Below are 20,454 nucleotides of genomic sequence, written 5' to 3'. Positions count from 1 at the left end.
CCCAGGAGGCGGAACGGGAACAGACAACGGGACCGGAGGAAATCCAGGAGGCGAAACGGGAACAGATAACGGTAAAGTTACTGAAAGTACAACGAATCAAGTAGTACATCAAAAAGCAGAAGTATTAACAAAAAATATATCTAGTGTATTAATAAAAGAAGCAGTAGATACAGTCGAAAGTTATCAAGGTTTAATGAGCCTTTACGAAATGTATTATGGGATTGATTTAAGAACGAAAGATGTAGGTCCTAAGTTAGAAGAGGGAAGTTTAGATGCAATTGCGACGGATCAATCTTTGTACCACGTATTAAATAAACAAAGTTTAATTGATTTAATTTCAAATCTTGTTTCATCAAGTATTACTACAGAAATAAAGCAAGATATGTCAGGTTTAAAACAAAAAATAAACTCTTATCAACAATCTATTACTAGTGCGGATCAAAATTCTATGCTACTAGCGGAGAAATTAAATGGAACGACGCAACAAGCAACTAGTATGAATGAAAATTTAGGAGAGTATTTAAAAGGTTTAGCGAAATGGCGTGAGAATAGCTTAAAGCTAGTTGAAGAGCAGCAAGTATTAACAACAAATCATGCTGGTGAGCAAACAGCTATTTTATCGTTAGATTCTGGTATTAAATCATTAATGATGCAAAGTCAGTCATTGGTCGAAAGTTCGAAGCATAGTTTAGCAACTTCAGACGATGTATATAAAACATTTGATCAAATTAATGGACAAGCAAAAGAAATTCAAGACAGCGGAACGACAATTGTTTCAAAAGCTGATCTATTATTAAATGACTTTACGAAGAAAATGGAAGATGATAAATCATTCTCCAAAAACTTTACGAAAATTTTAGCGAATAGCCGTATTGGAGATCGTCAAAATGAGATGCTATATGACTTTTTAGCTAGTCCAGTTCAAAAGCAAAATGATGGAGTAATTGTAGCAGGAAATGCTTTTACACCATACTTAATTGTATTAACTTGTTTCATTGTTGCATTATTTACAGCATACGCAATTGCGAATCAAGAAAAGAAACGAATGCAATCAGATCATTTTGAAGAGAAATTCTCATTAATTGATATGAATGTACCAACTACAGTAGTAGCTTTCGGTATATCAATTGTGGAAGGGATTAGTATAGGTATCATTTCTGGGCGTCTTTTAAAGTTCGGTCAGGATCAAAGTTTACTATGGATTGCGTTCATCACATTTATTATGATGGCGTTTGTATTGGTCTCAACCTACTTATTACGACAAATAAAAATGGTAGGTATGTTTATACTATTAGTATTTTTAAGCATGTACCTATTTTTAACTGAGGCAGTTGGAAGTAAAGTAGATCAAATGTCTTCTGTCGGAAAGATACGTCAATTCTCACCGCTTCAGTATATAGAAAGTTTTCTAAATGATTTTATTAGTGGTAAAGATACTGGGAAAGTTATTTTTGTCGTATTGTTTGTAATTGCCATTATTGGATTGGTTAGTAATCTATTTGTATGGCATAAGAAATGGGAGGAAAAAGAAGTAAATGATCAAACAATGGAGCATAGTGGCTAAGTTATCATTTCTCTCTATCCTTTTACTGTTTGTCGCGCTACCGATAAGGAGCGCGGCTGACAGTTATCTTGGTGATGATGGGAAGATTAAGTTTAAAGTGGATCGACTTGAAGAAAGCGACCAAGAAAAAAATAAAAAGGAACATAAGGAAACAGAATTAGATAAAGCATCGATTGAGTTATTTAACAAAGATATAGAAGAAGAAATTGAGAAAAAGAAAAAGAAAGAACAAAAAGATATGGAAGCTTTGCGAGATTCTCTTTTTACAAAACCAAAAGAGAATAATAGTGTTAAAGATACGAAAAATAGTTTGTTTAGCAGTGAATACATTGTCAGAAAAAGTGCAGATGAAGTAGCGAGTAATGAAACAATGAATGAAGAGCCAATTAGTATAACAATAATATTATTATTTGGCGGCGGCATTCTACTTATTTGCATCGGTATTTATACGGTTCTTCGTAAAAGTTGGAGGTAAAGCGATGGCAATACAAACACATATCAATGTGACAGTAGATTTTAGTAAATGGAATGGAAATACATATGATTTGCGTATTCCGAATCATCAATCTATTAAATATTTATTAAAAAACTTATTAGATACGCTAAAGATTGATAATCATGAAGGTTCACATTTTGTAATTAAAGTGAAAAATAAGTCAATTGTTTTAACAGATAATGATCGTTTAATTGATCACCAAATAACAGATGGAGATATTTTGCAAGTTTTATAAAGAATATTTTTTACTTTTAGTTATTTGAAAATAAGTTATTACGGGTTATAAAGAAAAGGAGAAGAGGATAAACATGACGGAAAAAATAATTCAAATTGATGCAATGAACTATCAATTTCAAATAGAAAAAGAAAATTGGAAATTGGAGATGACCAAATCTCAAACACGTATAAAAGACTTCCGTCAATTCGATATAATTACGGGCGAATCATCTGAATTTGTACCATTAACAATAGAAGAAACGGATGATATGTTTACGTTTCTATATCAAGTAGATAAAAAATTATATAAGTGGGACGATCTTAGCCGTTTTGGAAGAAATGAGAAATTAAGACTACTTCGGAATGTTGCGCAGTTTCGTAAATATTTAAATAAACGAATCACGTTCTTTTTACATCCAGACAATATAGTTTTTAATGCTAATTTAATACCAAGTATTATACATAGAGGAATTCGAGATATTGTTCCGCCAACCCCGTTATTAGAAGAGCAATTTTTAACACAATATAAGTGTCTAATTATTGCTTTATTCTCCCAAAAACATAACTTTGATGATTTGTATGCTGGGTTACTAAAAGATGCAAAAGAAACAACATTTGAACAGACCGTTGCTCAAATGGAAAGCTTAGATGCATTACTGCAGTTTCTTGATGACAGCTTTGAGAAGGAACAAACAAAAACAGAAAAAAATATGCAGTTAGTACCTAAAAAAAGCTATAAATCATTTAAATACTTAGCTTTTTCCTTCATAGCGGCGACAGTTATTTTAGCTGCTCCTTTAATATATTTCACTTTTATAAAATTTCCTTATCAAAATAAATTGTTAGAAGCAAATGCAAGTTTCATAGCAACTGATTATGACAAAGTCATTACGCAATTGAATGAAGAGGAGTTTGAATCATTACCGATTGCATCTAAATATGAGTTAGCATTCGCATACATTACAGCTGAAAAACTAGGTGAAGCTCAAAAGAAATCGATTATGAAAAATATTAGTTTGAAAAGTGATGAAAAGTATTTGCTGTATTGGATGTATAACGGAAAAGGTAATTTTGATAAATCATTAGATTTAGCTAAGACACTTGATGATCCTCAGCTTATTATGTACGGCCTTGTTAAACAAATTGAATCACTGAAAAATAATCCAGATTTATCAGGGGAAGAACGTGATCAAAAGTTAAAAACATATGAGCAACAATTAGATGAATATAAAAAGAAATATGGCAATTCATCAAACGATAAAAATTTGTCGGACACAGAGAAAAAAGAGTAAGCACTTGATGAGACAGTTGAAAAGGAGCAGTGAACACGGATGGAGCAACTATTAGTATTGACTTATGGAGACAAAATATATAAGTGCACATTACATCCAAATGAGCAATCAATAGTGTCGATTGGAAAAGAGTGGACAAATGATATTACGAATCCAAGTTTAGAACAAGAAGTAGAGTTAAAGTGGAATAATGAAGTAAATGCTTGGATGGTACAGGATCAATTAATAGAATTCAATAAGGAAATTGAGATTGGGAAAACAAGAGATGTGAGCTTGAAAATCTTTATATCTATTGTTGGCACAACTAAAGTGTTTGATATTGGAACGAAACATTCTCTTACAGTGAGTCAAAACGATTACGATGATATTTCTATTACCGGGACTAGTGTAGATTTAATGCTATCTCGCGAAACGTTGTACGATTCTTTTAAAGTGAACGTGTATGGCGGGGATGTATTTCATAATTATACGAAGTTAAAAGATAGCGTTATGTTGGAATCAGGAGACGTATTATATTTTGATGGTATTTTATTGGAGATTGGTAGTGAAGACATTCAAGTACTTTCTTCAGAAGATAAAGTGAAATCTGCGTTACCTATTTTAGTAGAATCAGAAACGAATTATCAAAGTGGTTATCCAGACTATCATCGTTCACCACGTATTATTTACCGTGAACCAGAAGAGAAAATGACAATTGCAAAGCCTTCAAGTATGCCATCAAAACCAACGGAGCATTTAGCAAGAATCATTGCACCTTCACTTGTCATGATTGTCGTAACTGTATTACTTGCTATTTTCATGAAATATGGAATGTTTATTATCGCATCGATTGCGATGACATTAGTAACAATCATTGTTTCTGTCACATCGTATATTAAAAATTTGAAGCAATATAAAGTCGACATTGTTGAACGAGATAAAAGCTATAGAGAGTATATAAAACAAAAAACGAAAGATTTACATGCAGAAAGTGAAAAACAGCGTCACGCATTACATTATCACAATCCAAATGTAGAAGTAATACGTAATATGGCAGTTCAAGTAAATCCTAGAATTTATGAAAAAACAATGTTACATCATGATTTCTTAACATTTAGCGTTGGAACAGGACAAGCTAATACGAGTTTTGAAATTCAATTTAATGAAGAAGAATTTAGTCAAACGAAAGATGAATTAATCGATATAGCACGTGAACTAAGACAGCGTTATCTATCATTGGAAGATGTACCAGTTGTAACAGATTTAATGAATGGACCAGTCGGTTATATTGGCCAACGCTCTTTAGTGTTAGAGCAATTACAATTATTAGTTGCACAAACGGCTTTATTCCATAGTTATTATGACTTGCAGTTTATTACTATTTTTCCGGAAGAAGAAAAAGAAAAATGGGATTGGATGCGCTGGTTACCTCATGGAAGTGTTCGCGATATAAATGTACGTGGATTTGTATACCATGATCGTAGCCGTGATCAAGTGTTAAATAGTTTGTATCAAATATTGAAAGAACGAAAATTAAAACTAGATGAAAAAAGTTCTACTAATGAAAAAATGTACTTTACACCGCACTATGTCGTTCTCATTACAGATGAAAAACTAATATTAGACCATGTTGTTATGGAATTCTTTAATGATGATCCGAGTCAATTAGGTGTATCACTTGTATTTGTACAAGATGTTATGCAAAGTTTACCGGAGCATGTGAAAACGGTAATAGATATAAGAGATGCAAAACAAGGGAACATCATCTTAGAGCAAGGAGAGCTTGTTAACCGTCAATTTAAACTAAATCACGTACCGAAAGGGTTTAATTTAGAAGATATTTCACGGGCATTAGCACCATTAAATCATTTGCAAAACTTAAAAAATAGTATTCCAGAAAGCGTAACATTTTTAGAAATGTACGGCGTTGAAAAAGTAAAAGAACTGAATATCACAAGTCGCTGGGAGAAAAATGCAGCGCATAAATCTTTAGCCGTACCACTTGGATTACGTGGTAAAGAAGATATCGTAAACTTAAACTTACACGAAAAAGCACACGGACCACACGGATTAATAGCAGGTACAACAGGTTCAGGTAAATCGGAAATTATACAATCGTATATTTTATCTCTAGCAGTCAATTTTCACCCGTACGAAGTAGCCTTTTTACTAATTGACTATAAAGGCGGCGGAATGGCGAATTTATTCAAAAACTTACCGCATTTATTAGGAACAATTACGAACTTAGATGGAGCACAAAGTATGAGAGCGCTCGCATCAATTAAAGCTGAATTACAAAAAAGACAACGATTATTTGGCGAAAATGATGTAAACCATATTAATCAGTATCAAAAACTGTATAAAGAAGGCTTAGTAAGTGAACCGATGCCACATCTATTTTTAATTAGTGATGAATTCGCGGAACTGAAGTCAGAACAACCAGAATTTATGAAAGAGTTAGTTTCAACAGCGCGTATCGGTCGTTCACTCGGAATTCATTTAATATTAGCTACGCAAAAACCAAGTGGTGTTGTAGATGATCAAATTTGGAGTAACTCGAAATTCAAACTAGCACTAAAAGTTCAAAATACGTCAGATAGTAATGAAATCTTAAAAACGCCAGATGCCGCTGAAATTACATTACCAGGACGTGCTTACTTACAAGTTGGGAATAATGAAATTTATGAACTATTCCAATCAGCTTGGAGCGGAGCAGACTATGTAGAAAACAAAGAGGATAAAGAACATTTAGACGCAACAATCTATGCAATAAATGATCTAGGACAATATGAAATATTAAGTGAAGATTTAAGTGGACTTGGTAGCAGTAAAGAAGTAATAAGCGTACCATCTGAACTGGATGCTGTTATTGACTACATTCACGATTACGCAGAAATAAATGAAATTGAAGCATTAGCAAGACCGTGGTTACCACCACTTCCAGAAAGCGTATATTTACAAGACTTACATGCTATTCAGTTCAAAGAAGCATGGACGAAAGAAAAGAAACCATTACAAGCAACAATTGGCCTACTAGATCAGCCTGAATTACAATCACAAACACCATTAACACTAGATATTAGTAAAGACGGACACGTAGCGGTCTTCTCAAGTCCAGGCTACGGAAAATCAACATTCTTACAATCAGTCATTATGGATGTAGCTCGTCAGCATAGTCCGGAGCATTTGCATGTGTATTTAGTGGACCTTGGAACAAATGGTCTTCTACCTTTGAAAGGATTACCTCATGTAGCGGATACGATTACGATTGATGAATCTGAAAAATGTTTAAAGTTTGTTGAAAGATTAACTCAAGAAATGAAAAATCGTAAACGATTATTAAGTGAATATGACGTTGCAAATATTGAAATGTATGAAAAGGCAAGCGGGAAAGAAATACCACATATTATTATTGCAATCGACAATTATGATGCAGTAAAAGAAGCGAAGTTCTATGAAAGCTTTGAAATGCTAATTATGCAAATTGTCCGAGATGGTGCAAGTTTAGGAATTCATACCTTAATTAGTGCAGGGCGACAAAATGCACTTAGAATTCAATTGTACAATAATATTAAAATCCAAACTTGCCTATATATGATTGATCAAAGTGAAGTAGCTAGTATTGTAGGGAGATCTGATATAAAAGTGGAAGAAACAGCAGGAAGAGCGTTAATAAAACTAGAATCTCCTACATTATTCCAGGTTGCACTACCTACGAAAGCAGAAGATGAATTACAGCAAATTCAATTATTACAACAAGAAGCAAATGATATGGATCGAGAATGGGATGGAGAACGTCCGAAGGCAATTCCAATGATGCCAGAAGTGATTGATATTGCTACTTATCGTAAAAATAAAGACGTTACAAAAGCTCTACAAGCAGCAAGAATTCCAATGGGGCTTGATTTTGCAAACGTAGAAGTTGTAGCTCATGATATTGCAGTGAATGATCATTTAATGATTTATAGTGTAGATGATAGTATGAGAAAACAAATTGTATCTAGCATCCTATCTCAATTGAATAAAGATTATTTTGAAAGTGTGACGTTGGTGGATACAGCAGAGTATAGTTTCGTTCAATATAAAGACGATGTGACGCACTACATTGTAGACGAAAATGAAATCAATATGCATGCGAAGTATTGGATGGAAGTAATTCGTGAACGAGCTCTTGAATTAGCACAAGCAAGACAAGAAGGTAGAGAAATTCCTGCATTCACAAAACAACTCATTATCATGACAAATGTTGAAGAGTTTAGTAAATTTGTTTATTTAGAAATGGAGGATGCAGCGACTTTAATTGATTTATCTCGTACAGTAGGTATTTACTTTGTATTAGCAGGTCACCACGACTACATGGACCGAAATCGTGAAGCTCTACCTATGAAAATGAGAAGTAAGCTAACAGCAGCAATTATCGCAATGCCATTAAATGATCAAAGTATCTTCAACATAAAATATATAAGCAACGAAGCACCATTAGGTAAAGATGAAGTGTATTACTATCAAAAAGGGAACATAATGAAACTAAAAATGCCTAGAGTAACTAACGAGGTGACAGTATGAAATTAAAGAAGAAAGCTAAGGTGATGATAGTCGTGTCAATAGTGGCAAGTTTATTAAGTGGGTGTGGTTTTGGAGAGACAAAGATAGAGTATGAGAGATTAGTAAAGGCGTTGGATGAAGGGGATATGAAGACTGTTATGTCTGCTAGTGATGATGGGTATGCGTATGTGAAAGAAGAGGTTAGCGATAGTACTTATGAAGAAAAAGAAGACGGTGAACATAGTAGGATAATATATCAAACAACTCATGGAGTATATAATGTGAAAGATAAAGATTTATATGGGGAAACAACTCAAAAGGTTGCTACTGATATAAAAAATGACAAAAACGTTGGTGACAATCAAAATTACAAAAAAGAAACTGTTTATAGTACAATTTTAAAAAATGAAAAATCCCGTTTAATACCCCAGAATCAAGGCATAGATATTTCATATGTAAAATTAATATTTGGAGGGTTAAACGGACTGAGTAAATTGAAGCCAAGTGAGGATAAAAAAAGATTTAGTGAACCGAGCATAATAAGCTATAATTTAACGGAATTACAGTTTAAAAGCATAATTAATGATAAGTTAAATTTAAAATATGATAAATTTGATTCTGCAGTATTAATGATTGAATTTAATACACCTAATGATGCAAAAGAAAATAATATGAGAATAATGGAAATTACTATTTCGGTAAATTATGAAGAAAAACAAGAGAATAAAATTATAAAGCGAAATCAAGAAATTTCGACATATTATCATGCTAGGGAAGAAAATAATCAAAATTCCAAAAAAGAATATATAGATTATGAAAAGGAGTATATAAATCAGCAATAATTTATATTAGGAGGAGTTTAATGTGGGGAGAGAAATGAAAAATGAAGAGGACTTTAAAATAGATAGCGATGTAGGTAAGCTGAGGTTAGCTGGTAGAGATATTTATCAATATAATGGGAAAGAGAAAATATATAGTAATTCAAATGAAAAGACAAATCAGAGGGAATTAGAGAAAAATTTTAATGCTGAGCTTATAGCTGATGATGATAACCATCCAACATCAGGGTTTGGAGCATATGCCTTACGAAGTAAAGATACGGATGAGATTTTCATAGTATACGTTGGAACTCAACCGAATCAGGTAGGCGATTTAGCAACCGATGGAGCAATTGGGCTACATAATTTAACTAATTCACCTATATTGGGGTCATTAGCGGAATTTCAGTATAGTCAAGCAGAAAAATTTTATGAAAAAGTCAAGGCGAAGAATAAAGGAAAGAAGATAACTTTACTAGGGCACTCCTTAGGTGGCGGAGCAGCGAATACAGTTGCATTAAGACATCAAGAAGATAATATAAACGTATTAGCTTTAAATCCTGCGCCTGTTTTAAATAAAGATGTGGTTAAGTACGGATACGGGACCAATATGAAAAATTGCCGCAGTCTTATAAATGAATATGATCCTTTGTATGGCGCCATTAAGGCCGCAGATTTTGTAATACCTGGACAGGTTTATAAAATGGAAAATGGGGAAGGGCATTCTTTTTTATATGATCCAAAATTTTATTCTAGGAATGGGAATGTAGCAATAGATAAATTGAAAAAGGTTAGCGAAACAGGATTTGATTGGAAATTTGGTTTTTTAGAAATATCAGAATCTGCTGGGGACCTATATAAAGGAATCACTGGAAAAAAAACATTAAGTACAACAGAAGAAGTTGTAGTGGATTTAGTGGTAAATGGAACCCCAGTCAGTGCAATTCTAGTTGCAATAACAGTAGTGGGAGATACTAGTGCTCTAGCAACAAAAATAGCAAGTATAGGTGTAGAAACAGGAAAAAAAGCTTTGAAATTTAGTAAGGAAGTTATACAAGAAGTTAGAAATCAGGTGAATGCGGCTGTGGATTGGATAGAGAATAAATTAGCAAAATGTAAGGAAAAGGTACTTGAAGTGTTAGAATCAGTATTTAACGCAGCTGTAGATTTTTTAGTAGGATGCATCATTCTTTATTTATCCCGTGATGAAATTATAGCAATTGCAAAAGAAGTAGCATCTTCTCTTGTTCAAGATATTTTAGATGTATTTAAAGGTGACTTTGAAATTGATACAAATATTGCTTCAATTGCTGGAGATTATGTAAGAAGCCATCGCCAATCATTATTAAACTATTTTATGAATGATGGTAGTAGAGGATTAAATCGTTCATTATTAGTAGAGATTTCCAGAGATGTGAACGAACTTTCAAATGATTTAAAAGAGTTAAGTCAAGATGTAACAGATGCGGTAATTTCTATGATAGCAAAAGATGAAGAGTTAGCTTCGGTTTCCTATTATTGATAAATGTTAAGGAAGGGGGTATGAGGATGGATTTACATATGATAATGTCGAGGGTTCATAGTACATTTCCGGACAGTGGTGGGCGAGATCAAATTATTAACGTTGTTATGCAACTTGAAAAAGCAGCTGTATCTTTGACAGGAGATATTAGAAGATTAGAAAGTAGTATTGATAATAGTTTGCAAGGTAAAACACGTGATGCTTTTATTGATCGTATCCGCCAATTAGAAAAAAGGCGACAAAAAATAGAAGAGAAAATTATCGTATTAAAAGGATCGGTGAATTAATATGAAAGATTATATGGAGAAAGTTTTGCCTTTAGGAAGTGTAGTGAGGTTGAGTACTGAGGAAGAAAAAGATGTAGAGTATGTAATTACTACAAGAGGAATACTTCTCGATGAAGACACTTTCTATGATTATGGTGGGGTATTACACCCAGTAGGATTGACGGCAGAGACATATAAATTATTCAATGACTTTGATATTTTAGAAGTAAAATTTGAAGGATATAAAAATTCTATTGAAGGAAAATTTGCTCACAATTTTAAAATATGGCGAAATGAATTTGTAAAAACGATAAAGAACAAGGCTGAAAATAATAAGTAACAATTATTAATAAAACAAGGGCTATAATATATTTAGAAATAAATAGACTTTCCTCTTCCAACATGGAAAGAGGAAAGTCTATTTTTGATTGAATAAGAATCTAAATATCTAGTATTACGTGGGAACAACATGAAAAAGAACGTCAAGAATTTATAGCGAATAGAAAAAGAATAAAATAAAAGTTGAAATAACATTTGTAAATAATAGTCATAGACTGTTTTTTATGGTGGAAATCTATTTGTGAAGAAATAAATCATTTTATCCTATACGATGAAAATGGGATATTTCGGTATTTTTATAGTTAGGAAAAAGTTATTCTAAAAGGAGTAAGTTGGGGGAATCATAGACGCAAGAAAAAGAAACCGAAACAAATAAGAAAGGAAGCTGTTCAGATAAAACCGATAGTAGAAGAAAAACCACTAAAGAAGAGTAGCAACAAGTTAGTTGATATTCTCCTAGGTATTCTTCTTTTCCAAATTTTTATATGGGCTGTCTTGGAAGGTTCTACAACACAAGTAAGCAAAGGGAAGACGTTCCTTATTATCGTTTTCTTTCTCTTAATTGCAATAGGGTTATCTATGATAGGAAACAAATAAGGGGGAGTTCAGATGTTTAAGAAGAAGGAGAAAAAAAACATTTACGTTAGACTGGTAAACACACAAGGGGAAATCATTCGAGAGTTTAATTGTACAGAAAAAGACTTGCGAAAAGTAAAAGAAAATGGTGCTGAAATTCGTTTGGTTAGAGATAAGTCATATGAGATGGTAGCAACCGATGAACAATTAGAAAAACTAGCAAGAGCTGAAGCAGAAATCGAAGCGGAAATTAAGGCATGGGAAGATGCTTTAAATGAGAGCTTGGATGAACGCGAAGAAAGAGAAGCGAGACAGAAAGAATTGAAAGAAAAGAATAAATGGAGTACAAAGAAGAAAGTAATCGTATTTGGACTGATATTTTTTGTGTTTATTGGATTACCTATTATCGAAGGGTATCAAAATAGTAAATTAGTTGAAGAAGGTACATCATTAAATGCAGAAATTGTAGGTAGGCACGTAGAGGAGGAATTTATATTTACACACCCCACACTAGTAGTTGAGGTAGATGGTAAAAAGCATAATGTATGGGTAAGTGAAGAGACATATAACGGAGCAGAGTGGTTAGGTAGACTAAAAGTCATCAAAACAAAAGATGGTAAAGTTGAGAAAGACCCTAGATATGAGGGTGAAGACTTAATTACGAGTTATTAAGCAGTATGTTTTTAGTATTCGCTTCTCTCAAATTAAATAACATTATTATTTGCAAAAATCGAATCCATTAAAATAAAAAACAAATTTTAAATAACTGTAATAACCTCCTAGCATATTGTCGATGGGAGGTTATCAACTTTCTGAAGATACAATTGTGATAACAGTAACGTTTTTACTAAGTGAGTGCAATTTCAGAGAAACAAAAATAGAGTATGAGGGATATGGTTAAGTGAAAGAGAGAAGAATATTTAGAGCTTTTGAGGAGAAAGAAGGCTATTTGTACTATCAAAAGCATTCGGATTATGTACGGCAATTAATGTAGTGATGATATACATACAAGATTATCTAAATTTAGTTATACAAAAGATGAAGATACTTAAAAAAGTTACGAATGTAATGGGAATTTAGTGAATGAAAATTATTTAAACTGTATAGAAGGTGAAAAACTGAATGTGGAATATAAGAGAAGGAGATATGGGTCTTTTTGAAATTGAAAATAGAAATCGATTAAGTCCGGATTATATAAGAATTTTTTATGGGGGAGTTTTTGTATATACTTCTATACCAATGCTCATCATGTTTTTAGGTGTTTTGCTGAACGGTGATAAGATTTCTTTAACACCTTTTGAAACATTTTTGGTACGATCTGAGGTAAAGTTATACATTTTGGAGTTGATTTTTTTAATAATTTTCATGTCTTCAAAGGTTGCTTTTAAATTACAGAAACTCCAAGCCATCGTGACTTTATTTTATTCTTTTCAATTAGCAACATTACCATTTATTGTTATGATGGTTGAAGGAATGTTTGATTTTCCAAGTAATAATAAAACGTTAGTTTATATTGGTTTAATAATGTTAGGGGCGCTTTGTACTCACATTGTAACTACAATTGATGTTTTTAAAAAGGCAAAACATGGAGGATATAAATCGGAAGGACCAGCCGTCTCATTTTTTACTAACGCAAAATTATATTTATCGATTGGAATGACAATTGGTGTAATGGTTCTACTTATATTAATTTTTTTAAATCTTAATTATACATTTAGCCAAATGGCAATTTATGTTGTACAAACAATAATATTATATACATTTGCTGTAGTATCAGCAGAATTCGTCCTATTGGTGTATTGTCGCTTTAAAGTTCCATCATTTAATATTACGTGGGAACAACATGAAAAGGAACGCCAAGAATTTATAGCAAATAGAAAAAGAATAAGAGAGAAAGAACAAAAGCGAAACAAAAACTGAAATGAAAGTTATAAATGATACTCGTAAACTTATATTGAAGATAGAATGAATACATTATTCATAAATTAACTAGTAAAGGGAGGAATGTAAGATCTTGAATAAAGATTCTAAAGCCGTAAAAAAAGAAAAAGGTTTTTTTGAAGGTGTAATAGCACCTATTATTGTTGGGATTATATTTATCTTTTTAATTCTATATAAAGTAGCAGAGTTTCTGGGGAAGTGGATTGTTATCTTCGGAATAATATTTTTTATTGGTAGTATATTTCTTTGCATATATCTAGAAGAATATGGAGGGGTGTTGGGCGGTGGGACAGGGTTAATATCGATGTTATTGTTATACTATATGTTTATTAGAAAAAGTAAAAAAGGCTAGTTTAATATGAAATACCAAAACATTTATTTACTCCTAGTTTGTTTACAAATATAGAGTTATTACATGATGTTAGAAAAGATGGTGTAATTATATGTGGAATATAAAAGAAAAAGATTTAGATGAATTTAAAATAACATGTAGAAATCGCTTAAGCCCAGAACGCTCCGTGGTGTTTATACTTGGCGCAACTGTTTATAGTTCATTATTCATGCTTTTTATTTTGGGAGCATTAGTTAAATTTGGCTGGGGTTATTATCAAAATCTCTTTGACAAAATAATTGTTAGTATTGAATTAGTTTTATATACCTTGCAAGTAATCTTTTTAATTCTATATCTATTTCCAAAAGTTCGTTTTAAATGTCAAAAGTTGCAAGCGCTTGTAATATTATTATGTACATTTCAGCTGGGAACTATAGGATTCACATTATTTATACTTCCAGCAATTTCAAATTATTCGATTGATCAAATTACATTATTGTATGTGGATTTATTGTTTCTAGGAGCAGTTTTTGTTCATCTAGTGACAACAATTGATACCTTTAAACAAGCAGAGAGTGGAGTATTTAGTATGGATGAAAGGACAGCTTCATTTTTTAGTAAAACAAAAAACAACGTAATGATTGGTATTACGGTATATGCACCAATCCTTCTTATTTTAATTTATTTTCATAATGATTATGAAATAGAGATATTAGCAGGGTATATAGCAGGAACTCTTGTAATGTACGCGGTAGCCATAGGTGCAGCTGAATTCCAATTATTAGCCTATTGTAGATTTAAGTTTCCGTCATTTTATATTTCGTGGGAAGAGCACGAAAAGGAACGTCAGAAAAGACTAAAGCTTTATGAAGAAAAGGAAAAAAAACAAGCCAAAGAAATAAAATAAGTTTTGATTTCTGAAAATTCGAACGGAATATATAAACAATTAAGGATTGTATAAAAATCGATGCTATTAAAAATTAAAGTATCTTCAATATAATCTGTATGAGTTAATAAATACCGGTAAGTAAAGGTGAACTATATTACTATCAAAATGGGAATGTAATGAACCTAAAAATGCCTAGAGAAATCAAGGGGGTGTCAGTATGAAGTTAAAGAAGAAAGCTAGGATGATGATAGTTCTGTTAATAGTATCAAGTTTATTAAGTGGATGTAGTTTTGGGGAGACGAAGATAGATTATAAGCCATTTGTCAAAGCTTTGGATGAAGGTGACATGAGAAAGGTTATGTCTGCGAGTGATGATGGGTATGCGTATGTGAAACAAAGAGGTATATATAGTACATATGAACAAAAGGAAGATGGAGAGCATAGAAAAACAATCTATCAAACTTCGGAAGGGATATATAATACGAAAGATAAAAGTTTATATGGAAGTACAACACAAGCGGTTACTTCAGCAGTAGACAGCAAAGATAATAAAAAAGAAGGTGTTTATCGTACTAATATTATGTATAAAAATGGACAGGTGAAAAGTCCGGATTCAAATCTGGATGTTTCATACGTAAACTTAATTGTTGATCGTTTAAAAGGAATAGGGAAACTAAAGATGAAGCCCGGAGATGATATAAAAAAGTTTGATCAACCTAGTACAGTTGGATATAAACTAAATGAATCAGAGTTTCAGAGTATTGTTAATGATAAGTTGAAAATACAATATGATGAATATGATGGTGGATCGATTGTACTGCATATAGATTCTAAAGATAGTTCAGAGCAGATATTGGAGGTAAGTATTGTAATAAATTATAAGAAGCGAAATGATGAAGGTAAGTTAGTAGAATATATATCACAAATACACACATCTTTTGATAGTCATCAAGGTAATAACCAAGATGTGAAACAGGAATATATTGATTTTAAAGCAAAGTATAATGAGACGCAGTAATATTTAGAAGGGCATTTGTACGGAAAGATAATAGCGACATAAGTGTGATAAATGTTTCATAAATATTTCTATTTGTAGTGGAAAGAAATTGAGTATAAATATGTAGCCCCAGTTGCTGGAGTAGATGCAACTGGGGCGTTTATCTGTCTAAATTTAGCTTGAATACATGACATGTTTTAGTTAGGGGCACGGCTTTACAAGTAGTTTCTCCATCTTCATAATAACGGTGTGAGTTATTTTGTAATTTGCTTGTATTACTAAGTTACGACTATTTCCTCTTATAGAGTACTTCTTATTATCGATACATCGTCCACATCCCAATGTCTTTAAATCCTAGTCGTTTATAAATTCGTCCAGCAGCTGGATTGTTATAAAATAAACAAAGTGTTCGGCCTTCTTTCGTAAAGTCTTGAATCATTTTTTGTAATATGAGTGAAGCAAATCCATTTCCACGATAATTCGGGTGTGTACATACACCAACTACCATAGCGGATAATGAATTTTCAGCGGAAGTAGAGGCGGATGCGATGATTGCACCGTCTTTTTCAATATAATATGTACGTCCTGTATTTGTTTCAATAGATTGTCGTAAAATTTTTTCTGATTCATGAGCAGTTCGGAATTCAGTGATGCTACTTCTTAATTGCATAATTCGATCTACATCATCTATTGATGCAAGCTTAATCGTTTCATGAATAGGCGTGTCAGGTACGTTGTTGCCATTTAGACATTCACAAAAATACATATCACTTTTGACACCTAGTTGAATAGTAGGAGAAGTTTCAAATTTTTTTACGATAGTTGACTTACCAGATAGTTTAAGCGGCTTATACGCTGAAAGAAGTGCCTCATAATCAGTGGTAACAAAGTCTTCTTTACTATATAGTATAAATGAATCGTGGAATCGGAGTAAAATTGATTTTAATGTTCCATCCTCTTTAAATACTCCCCATAATTCTTGAAAATCTGTGTCATAACCGAAAGCTTCAATATCTCCAATAATAAACAAGTTAAGGGCTGCTTCTTCTTTTAGGTAAGGGAATACTTGTTCATGATCTTTCTTTGTTAATTTTCGCATCATAACGAATCGACCTCTTTTTTATTTTTCTAAATATTACAACTTAAGTTTTTTGAAATCAATATTAAATTTTATGTTTAGTTCACAAACTTTCGGAAAAACTAGGAAAGATATGACAAAGGAGGTTATGAACGGTGGATCATCCAATTCAAGGGTTAATGAAAGCAGCAATGGAAAATTTAAAAGAAATGGTTGATGTAAATACGATTGTTGGAGAGCCTGTTCAAACGGCTGACGGTGGTGTGGTGTTAACGGTTTCTAAAGTAGCGTTCGGTTTTGGAGCAGGAGGTTCTGATTTCCAAACGAATGATGGACAAAGAGCGAACGGTAACGCTGCATTTGGTGGCGGTAGCGCGGGTGGTGTTTCTATTACACCAGTAGCATTTCTTGTGGTGAATAAAGATGGAGTAAATATTCTTCATCTACAAAATGCGACACATTTAGCAGAAAAAATGATTGAATTAGCTCCACAAACAATTGATAAAATTCAATCGATGTTCCAAAAAGAAGAAAAGAAAGAGGGAAATCATCATCCTCAAAACCCTGATGAAATCCTTTAAAAACGCCTGCTCATGAGCAGGCGTTTTTTCTTGTAATCACTATGTAATAAAACACATGAAATTGTAAATAGTTTTTGAAGTTTTTTCTATGTTTCTAAAATTTTTCATGTTAAAATATGCTATAGAATTGAAACATATAAAACGAAGGTGGCTAGGTGCTTTGTCTGGAGGATCTGACCAAGTAAAGAATATGATATATATTAATGGTAATCGTCGAGGTCATTGTTTTATTACATCAGGAATTACGTTTAAAGAGTTTGCGAGTAACATCCCTTCACCGCTTCATCAAGTGTTGCTTTTGAAGCACAACTTTGAATGGACGGATTTTCATTATCATACTTTATTTGAATATGTTGAGGAAGAAAATATACATAAGTTAATTCAAGCAGAGATTGATGAATTTGATGAATTTTGTTGGGTAGATTTTGATGATGCAAGCGATTTAGATGAATTAGAGCCGAAAGAAATTGCAGAATTATTATATTTGGCTCACAAAAAAGAACCACTTGCAAGAACATTCTTTCCGCTGTTGAAAAATCGATTTGTTTATTTTTCACATGATGACGGATGGTACAACAAAGTGTATTATCGTAGAATTGCTGATTTTGTAGGAATGTTAAGTAAAGTCATTCCGTATAAACTCGGTGCTTTCGGTAAGAAACGTTTTTCTTTCTTCCAAAAATCAAAAATTTTCCCAGCAATTTCAAAAGAATTGATCATGGGACTGATTCCACTAATGGAAGATGGTCTTTACATAGATCTAGCAGGGAAGATTGAGTCAAGAAGAGGTCTTGAAATTCCGGTATATGTAGTTGGTTCGTATGAAAGTACGGATGAGGTGTTAGATAATATCGATGAATTGAAAGAGGAAGCAACAGAAACAGGTTGGCTCATTTTTGATAAGAAAGAACAAGAGTGGCAATGGGTTGTTGACTAAGAAAACTTGGCGTATGAAGTCAAGTTTTCTTGTCATTTGAAAGGAGTACAAATGAAGAAATATTATACAATTGTGGGTATTATAAGTATTATTCTCGTGGCAATATTACTTATAACTTGTCCGAAAGAATCAGATTTTAAAGTGTATGTAGAGGATAAGTATGCGTTGAATTGTAATGAGAGTAGTTTTGAATGCACGCAAAATGTAGAGGGTAAAAAAGAAAAACTACAATTTGAAAGTACAGATGCACGAAATGGTGTATTCTTTATGACTGTAAAGCAAACATTTAAAACAGAAGCTGGTGTTTCAAAAGAATATAGCGGAGTAGGAATGTTTGGTACATTTCTTTTTGTTTCAGAGAAGACTTTCTAGTAATAGAAGGTCTTTTTTTTATGCTTATGTTCATATAGATGAAGTAAGACAAGCATAGGAGGGATAGCGATGAAGAACACATGTATCGTTTGCGGTGGTGAGGAGTTTTTTTCCTCAACGTTATATGCACGTACGAAACAAGATTGGGCATATGCACCAAACATGTATCGATTTGAAAAAGTATTTATTGAGCATCGAGATGAAGAAAATTATCCAGTGTTTCAAGAAATTACAGCGAAACATTGTTGTGGATGCGGTCATATTATGTTGTATCACGAATGAACACACCAAGTATAACTTGGTGTGTTTTTTTAAAACGCTGACAAAGCAAGCGGATAAAGTAAAGTAAATAAAACAGAAAAACTACCAAAACCAATTGCTGTATATCCAAGTGTTCTTGCTCCGAAATTGACAGCTAATAAGCCAACTAAAATTGCTAGGGAGCCAAGCGTAACGGGATAAAAAGCAATGGAGAATAACGAAAGAAATAAAGCGACATAGCCTACCATTGCGCCGGTATTTGTACCTTCTATCTCATTTGCAATTTCTTTACGCTTATGTCTAATTGGAATGCCAGCTGGTGATATTTCAGCAGCATACTCTTCGTTTTTTTCACCACTTTTAAAATGATGATTTCTCTTTCTTCGCATGTACATCCCTCTCTTTCAATTGGGTGTATCTATAGTATCTTTCAAAATGAGAAGAGCATGAGTATGAGTTAAACCCAAGTAAAGCAAAAATTGGAGAATACGCATTCCATCGTTAACATATCCATCTCCTAGTGAAGATAAAGTGTGGGATTTTTTCCACTAGGACTGATTATCAGCCAGCAACAATTGGATTTTTATGAGCAGTTCTCTCCCATTAACTGGTCCGCATCCATTGAATTTTGAGGTAGGTATCTTACTGCAAGCGGGATAAAACAGGAATTTTGGAAAATGATGTAGAATGAAATGAATGATAATACGTGAAGGTAGGGGAATGTATGACGAAATTTAATTGGCATGAATCAGCAGAAAAGAAATGGGATAGTAGTGCAGAGTTTTGGAATCAAAATAGTCAAGAGATGTGGGACAGCGGGAGTAGGAGCACAATTATTCCGTTTTTTGAACAATACGTGAAGAAAGAAGCACTAGTGCTCGATGTTGGTTGTGGTGATGGGTACGGTACATATAAATTAAGTCGCGCAGGCTATAAAGCAGTGGGAGTAGATTTATCGGAAGTGATGATTCAAAAAGGTAAGGAACGCGGAGAAGGACCGAATTTATCTTTTATAAAAGGAGATCTTTCTGCATTACCATTTGAAAATGAGCAATTTGAATCAATTATGGCAATTAATTCTTTAGAATGGACGGAAGAGCCATTACGAGCGTTAAATGAAATAAAGCGTGTGTTAAAGAAAGATGGATATGCATGTATTGCAATTTTAGGACCGACAGCAAAGCCACGAGAGAATAGTTATCCTCGCTTGTACGGAAAAGACGTTGTTTGTAATACAATGATGCCTTGGGAATTTGAACAGTTAGCGAAAGAACAAGGTTTTAAAGTTGTAGATGGCATCGGCGTATATAAGCGCGGAGTAAACGAGAAGATGTTAGGTCAACTACCTACAGAGTTGCAACAATCGTTAACATTCTTATGGGTATTTATGTTAAAAAACGTATAAAGAAATGAAAGAATTTTTAGGAGGTAAATAAGTGCAGAAAATACAAAAA

21 protein-coding genes and 1 pseudogene are annotated in these 20,454 nt (G+C 32.9%); 20 read left to right on the top strand and 2 right to left on the bottom strand.

From position 1 onward, the window contains the following. From HMPREF2590_RS00460 to HMPREF2590_RS00395, 15 genes and pseudogenes are all read left to right on the top strand, one after another. Nucleotides 1-1,564 (top strand): annotated as a pseudogene (locus HMPREF2590_RS00460) (type VII secretion protein EsaA); the annotation flags it as partial. Further along, complete coding sequence (essA, locus tag HMPREF2590_RS00455) at nucleotides 1,536-2,039, top strand: type VII secretion protein EssA (protein WP_000595655.1); 504 nt, start codon at nucleotides 1,536-1,538, stop codon at nucleotides 2,037-2,039. The pseudogene HMPREF2590_RS00460 and the gene essA, both read left to right, overlap by 29 nt. Before the next feature lie 4 nt (nucleotides 2,040-2,043). Next, complete coding sequence (locus HMPREF2590_RS00450) at nucleotides 2,044-2,295, top strand: EsaB/YukD family protein (RefSeq protein WP_001007571.1); 252 nt, start codon at nucleotides 2,044-2,046, stop codon at nucleotides 2,293-2,295. Between the two features lie 73 nt (nucleotides 2,296-2,368). Further along, the gene (gene essB / locus HMPREF2590_RS00445; RefSeq protein WP_000136611.1) at nucleotides 2,369-3,568 is read left to right on the top strand and encodes a type VII secretion protein EssB; all 1,200 of its coding nucleotides are present in this window, start codon (nucleotides 2,369-2,371) and stop codon (nucleotides 3,566-3,568) included. A 39-nt stretch (nucleotides 3,569-3,607) separates the two neighbouring features. Beyond that, nucleotides 3,608-8,113, top strand: coding sequence for a type VII secretion protein EssC (gene essC / locus HMPREF2590_RS00440; protein WP_000436743.1), 4,506 nt, complete (start codon nucleotides 3,608-3,610; stop codon nucleotides 8,111-8,113). Then, complete coding sequence (locus HMPREF2590_RS00435) at nucleotides 8,110-8,934, top strand: DUF3952 domain-containing protein (protein WP_000768475.1); 825 nt, start codon at nucleotides 8,110-8,112, stop codon at nucleotides 8,932-8,934. The genes essC and HMPREF2590_RS00435 overlap by 4 nt, the downstream gene beginning before the upstream one ends. A 34-nt stretch (nucleotides 8,935-8,968) precedes the next feature. Beyond that, a complete protein-coding gene (locus tag HMPREF2590_RS00430) occupies nucleotides 8,969-10,432 on the top strand; it encodes a lipase family protein (RefSeq protein ID WP_033689279.1) in 1,464 nt (487 codons plus the stop codon). 26 nt (nucleotides 10,433-10,458) lie between these two features. Beyond that, entirely contained in the window at nucleotides 10,459-10,719 is a 261-nt protein-coding gene (locus tag HMPREF2590_RS00425; RefSeq protein WP_000363091.1) for a hypothetical protein, read from the top strand. A 1-nt stretch (nucleotide 10,720) separates the two neighbouring features. Continuing rightward, a complete protein-coding gene (locus HMPREF2590_RS00420; protein WP_000656387.1) occupies nucleotides 10,721-11,038 on the top strand; it encodes a DUF4176 domain-containing protein in 318 nt (105 codons plus the stop codon). A gap of 314 nt (nucleotides 11,039-11,352) precedes the next feature. After that, entirely contained in the window at nucleotides 11,353-11,634 is a 282-nt protein-coding gene (locus tag HMPREF2590_RS28360; protein ID WP_074595851.1) for a hypothetical protein, read from the top strand. A 12-nt stretch (nucleotides 11,635-11,646) separates the two neighbouring features. After that, nucleotides 11,647-12,285: a hypothetical protein gene (locus HMPREF2590_RS00415; RefSeq protein ID WP_000473564.1), complete on the top strand. Its 639-nt coding sequence runs from the start codon at nucleotides 11,647-11,649 to the stop codon at nucleotides 12,283-12,285. Nucleotides 12,286-12,735: 450 nt separating this feature from the next. After that, nucleotides 12,736-13,533: a hypothetical protein gene (locus tag HMPREF2590_RS00410; RefSeq protein ID WP_070861258.1), complete on the top strand. Its 798-nt coding sequence runs from the start codon at nucleotides 12,736-12,738 to the stop codon at nucleotides 13,531-13,533. A gap of 94 nt (nucleotides 13,534-13,627) precedes the next feature. Further along, nucleotides 13,628-13,906 (top strand): hypothetical protein, encoded by a 279-nt coding sequence (locus HMPREF2590_RS00405; RefSeq protein WP_001030794.1) that lies wholly within the window; start codon nucleotides 13,628-13,630, stop codon nucleotides 13,904-13,906. Nucleotides 13,907-13,997: 91 nt separating this feature from the next. Continuing rightward, nucleotides 13,998-14,792 carry a hypothetical protein gene (locus tag HMPREF2590_RS29780; protein ID WP_000267182.1) on the top strand — a complete coding sequence of 265 codons (795 nt, stop codon included), beginning with the start codon at nucleotides 13,998-14,000 and terminating at the stop codon, nucleotides 14,790-14,792. 199 nt (nucleotides 14,793-14,991) lie between these two features. Then, complete coding sequence (locus HMPREF2590_RS00395) at nucleotides 14,992-15,792, top strand: DUF3952 domain-containing protein (RefSeq protein ID WP_000768488.1); 801 nt, start codon at nucleotides 14,992-14,994, stop codon at nucleotides 15,790-15,792. Between the two features lie 295 nt (nucleotides 15,793-16,087). Here HMPREF2590_RS00395 and HMPREF2590_RS00390 read toward each other — a convergent pair whose 3' ends face one another. After that, nucleotides 16,088-16,873: a GNAT family N-acetyltransferase gene (locus HMPREF2590_RS00390; protein WP_070861254.1), complete on the bottom strand. Its 786-nt coding sequence runs from the start codon at nucleotides 16,871-16,873 to the stop codon at nucleotides 16,088-16,090. A gap of 131 nt (nucleotides 16,874-17,004) precedes the next feature. Between HMPREF2590_RS00390 and ytfJ the strand changes: the two genes are divergently transcribed. From ytfJ to HMPREF2590_RS00370, 4 genes are all read left to right on the top strand, one after another. Further along, nucleotides 17,005-17,430, top strand: coding sequence for a GerW family sporulation protein (gene ytfJ, locus HMPREF2590_RS00385; RefSeq protein ID WP_000349986.1), 426 nt, complete (start codon nucleotides 17,005-17,007; stop codon nucleotides 17,428-17,430). A gap of 160 nt (nucleotides 17,431-17,590) precedes the next feature. Next, complete coding sequence (locus tag HMPREF2590_RS00380; RefSeq protein ID WP_000014087.1) at nucleotides 17,591-18,367, top strand: oxalate:formate antiporter; 777 nt, start codon at nucleotides 17,591-17,593, stop codon at nucleotides 18,365-18,367. A gap of 51 nt (nucleotides 18,368-18,418) precedes the next feature. After that, nucleotides 18,419-18,739 (top strand): hypothetical protein, encoded by a 321-nt coding sequence (locus tag HMPREF2590_RS00375; protein ID WP_000761172.1) that lies wholly within the window; start codon nucleotides 18,419-18,421, stop codon nucleotides 18,737-18,739. Nucleotides 18,740-18,808: 69 nt separating this feature from the next. Further along, the gene (locus HMPREF2590_RS00370; RefSeq protein ID WP_000798747.1) at nucleotides 18,809-19,021 is read left to right on the top strand and encodes a hypothetical protein; all 213 of its coding nucleotides are present in this window, start codon (nucleotides 18,809-18,811) and stop codon (nucleotides 19,019-19,021) included. Between the two features lie 29 nt (nucleotides 19,022-19,050). Here the strand turns inward: HMPREF2590_RS00370 and HMPREF2590_RS00365 are convergent, their stop codons facing one another. After that, nucleotides 19,051-19,389, bottom strand: coding sequence for a hypothetical protein (locus tag HMPREF2590_RS00365; protein ID WP_001253201.1), 339 nt, complete (start codon nucleotides 19,387-19,389; stop codon nucleotides 19,051-19,053). A 335-nt stretch (nucleotides 19,390-19,724) separates the two neighbouring features. On the opposite strand from HMPREF2590_RS00365, the gene HMPREF2590_RS00360 reads away from it, so the two are divergent. Further along, complete coding sequence (locus HMPREF2590_RS00360; protein ID WP_000160041.1) at nucleotides 19,725-20,405, top strand: class I SAM-dependent methyltransferase; 681 nt, start codon at nucleotides 19,725-19,727, stop codon at nucleotides 20,403-20,405. The last annotated feature ends 49 nt before the right edge of the window (nucleotides 20,406-20,454 follow it).

Source organism: Bacillus sp. HMSC036E02, from assembly GCF_001836235.1.
GTDB classification, from domain to species: domain Bacteria; phylum Bacillota; class Bacilli; order Bacillales; family Bacillaceae_G; genus Bacillus_A; species Bacillus_A cereus.
Note: the sequence above shows the minus strand (reverse complement) of the source record. Positions and strands in the feature narration are given on the sequence as shown.

Coding starts and splice junctions, on each gene's coding strand:
- essA (WP_000595655.1), top strand. CDS start 1,536: ATGATCAAACAATGGAGCATAGTGGCTAAGTTATCATTTCTCTCTATC.
- HMPREF2590_RS00450 (WP_001007571.1), top strand. CDS start 2,044: ATGGCAATACAAACACATATCAATGTGACAGTAGATTTTAGTAAATGG.
- essB (WP_000136611.1), top strand. CDS start 2,369: ATGACGGAAAAAATAATTCAAATTGATGCAATGAACTATCAATTTCAA.
- essC (WP_000436743.1), top strand. CDS start 3,608: ATGGAGCAACTATTAGTATTGACTTATGGAGACAAAATATATAAGTGC.
- HMPREF2590_RS00435 (WP_000768475.1), top strand. CDS start 8,110: ATGAAATTAAAGAAGAAAGCTAAGGTGATGATAGTCGTGTCAATAGTG.
- HMPREF2590_RS00430 (WP_033689279.1), top strand. CDS start 8,969: ATGAAAAATGAAGAGGACTTTAAAATAGATAGCGATGTAGGTAAGCTG.
- HMPREF2590_RS00425 (WP_000363091.1), top strand. CDS start 10,459: ATGGATTTACATATGATAATGTCGAGGGTTCATAGTACATTTCCGGAC.
- HMPREF2590_RS00420 (WP_000656387.1), top strand. CDS start 10,721: ATGAAAGATTATATGGAGAAAGTTTTGCCTTTAGGAAGTGTAGTGAGG.
- HMPREF2590_RS00415 (WP_000473564.1), top strand. CDS start 11,647: ATGTTTAAGAAGAAGGAGAAAAAAAACATTTACGTTAGACTGGTAAAC.
- HMPREF2590_RS00410 (WP_070861258.1), top strand. CDS start 12,736: ATGTGGAATATAAGAGAAGGAGATATGGGTCTTTTTGAAATTGAAAAT.
- HMPREF2590_RS29780 (WP_000267182.1), top strand. CDS start 13,998: ATGTGGAATATAAAAGAAAAAGATTTAGATGAATTTAAAATAACATGT.
- HMPREF2590_RS00395 (WP_000768488.1), top strand. CDS start 14,992: ATGAAGTTAAAGAAGAAAGCTAGGATGATGATAGTTCTGTTAATAGTA.
- HMPREF2590_RS00390 (WP_070861254.1), bottom strand. CDS start 16,873: ATGATGCGAAAATTAACAAAGAAAGATCATGAACAAGTATTCCCTTAC.
- HMPREF2590_RS00375 (WP_000761172.1), top strand. CDS start 18,419: ATGAAGAAATATTATACAATTGTGGGTATTATAAGTATTATTCTCGTG.
- HMPREF2590_RS00370 (WP_000798747.1), top strand. CDS start 18,809: ATGAAGAACACATGTATCGTTTGCGGTGGTGAGGAGTTTTTTTCCTCA.
- HMPREF2590_RS00365 (WP_001253201.1), bottom strand. CDS start 19,389: ATGCGAAGAAAGAGAAATCATCATTTTAAAAGTGGTGAAAAAAACGAA.
- HMPREF2590_RS00360 (WP_000160041.1), top strand. CDS start 19,725: ATGACGAAATTTAATTGGCATGAATCAGCAGAAAAGAAATGGGATAGT.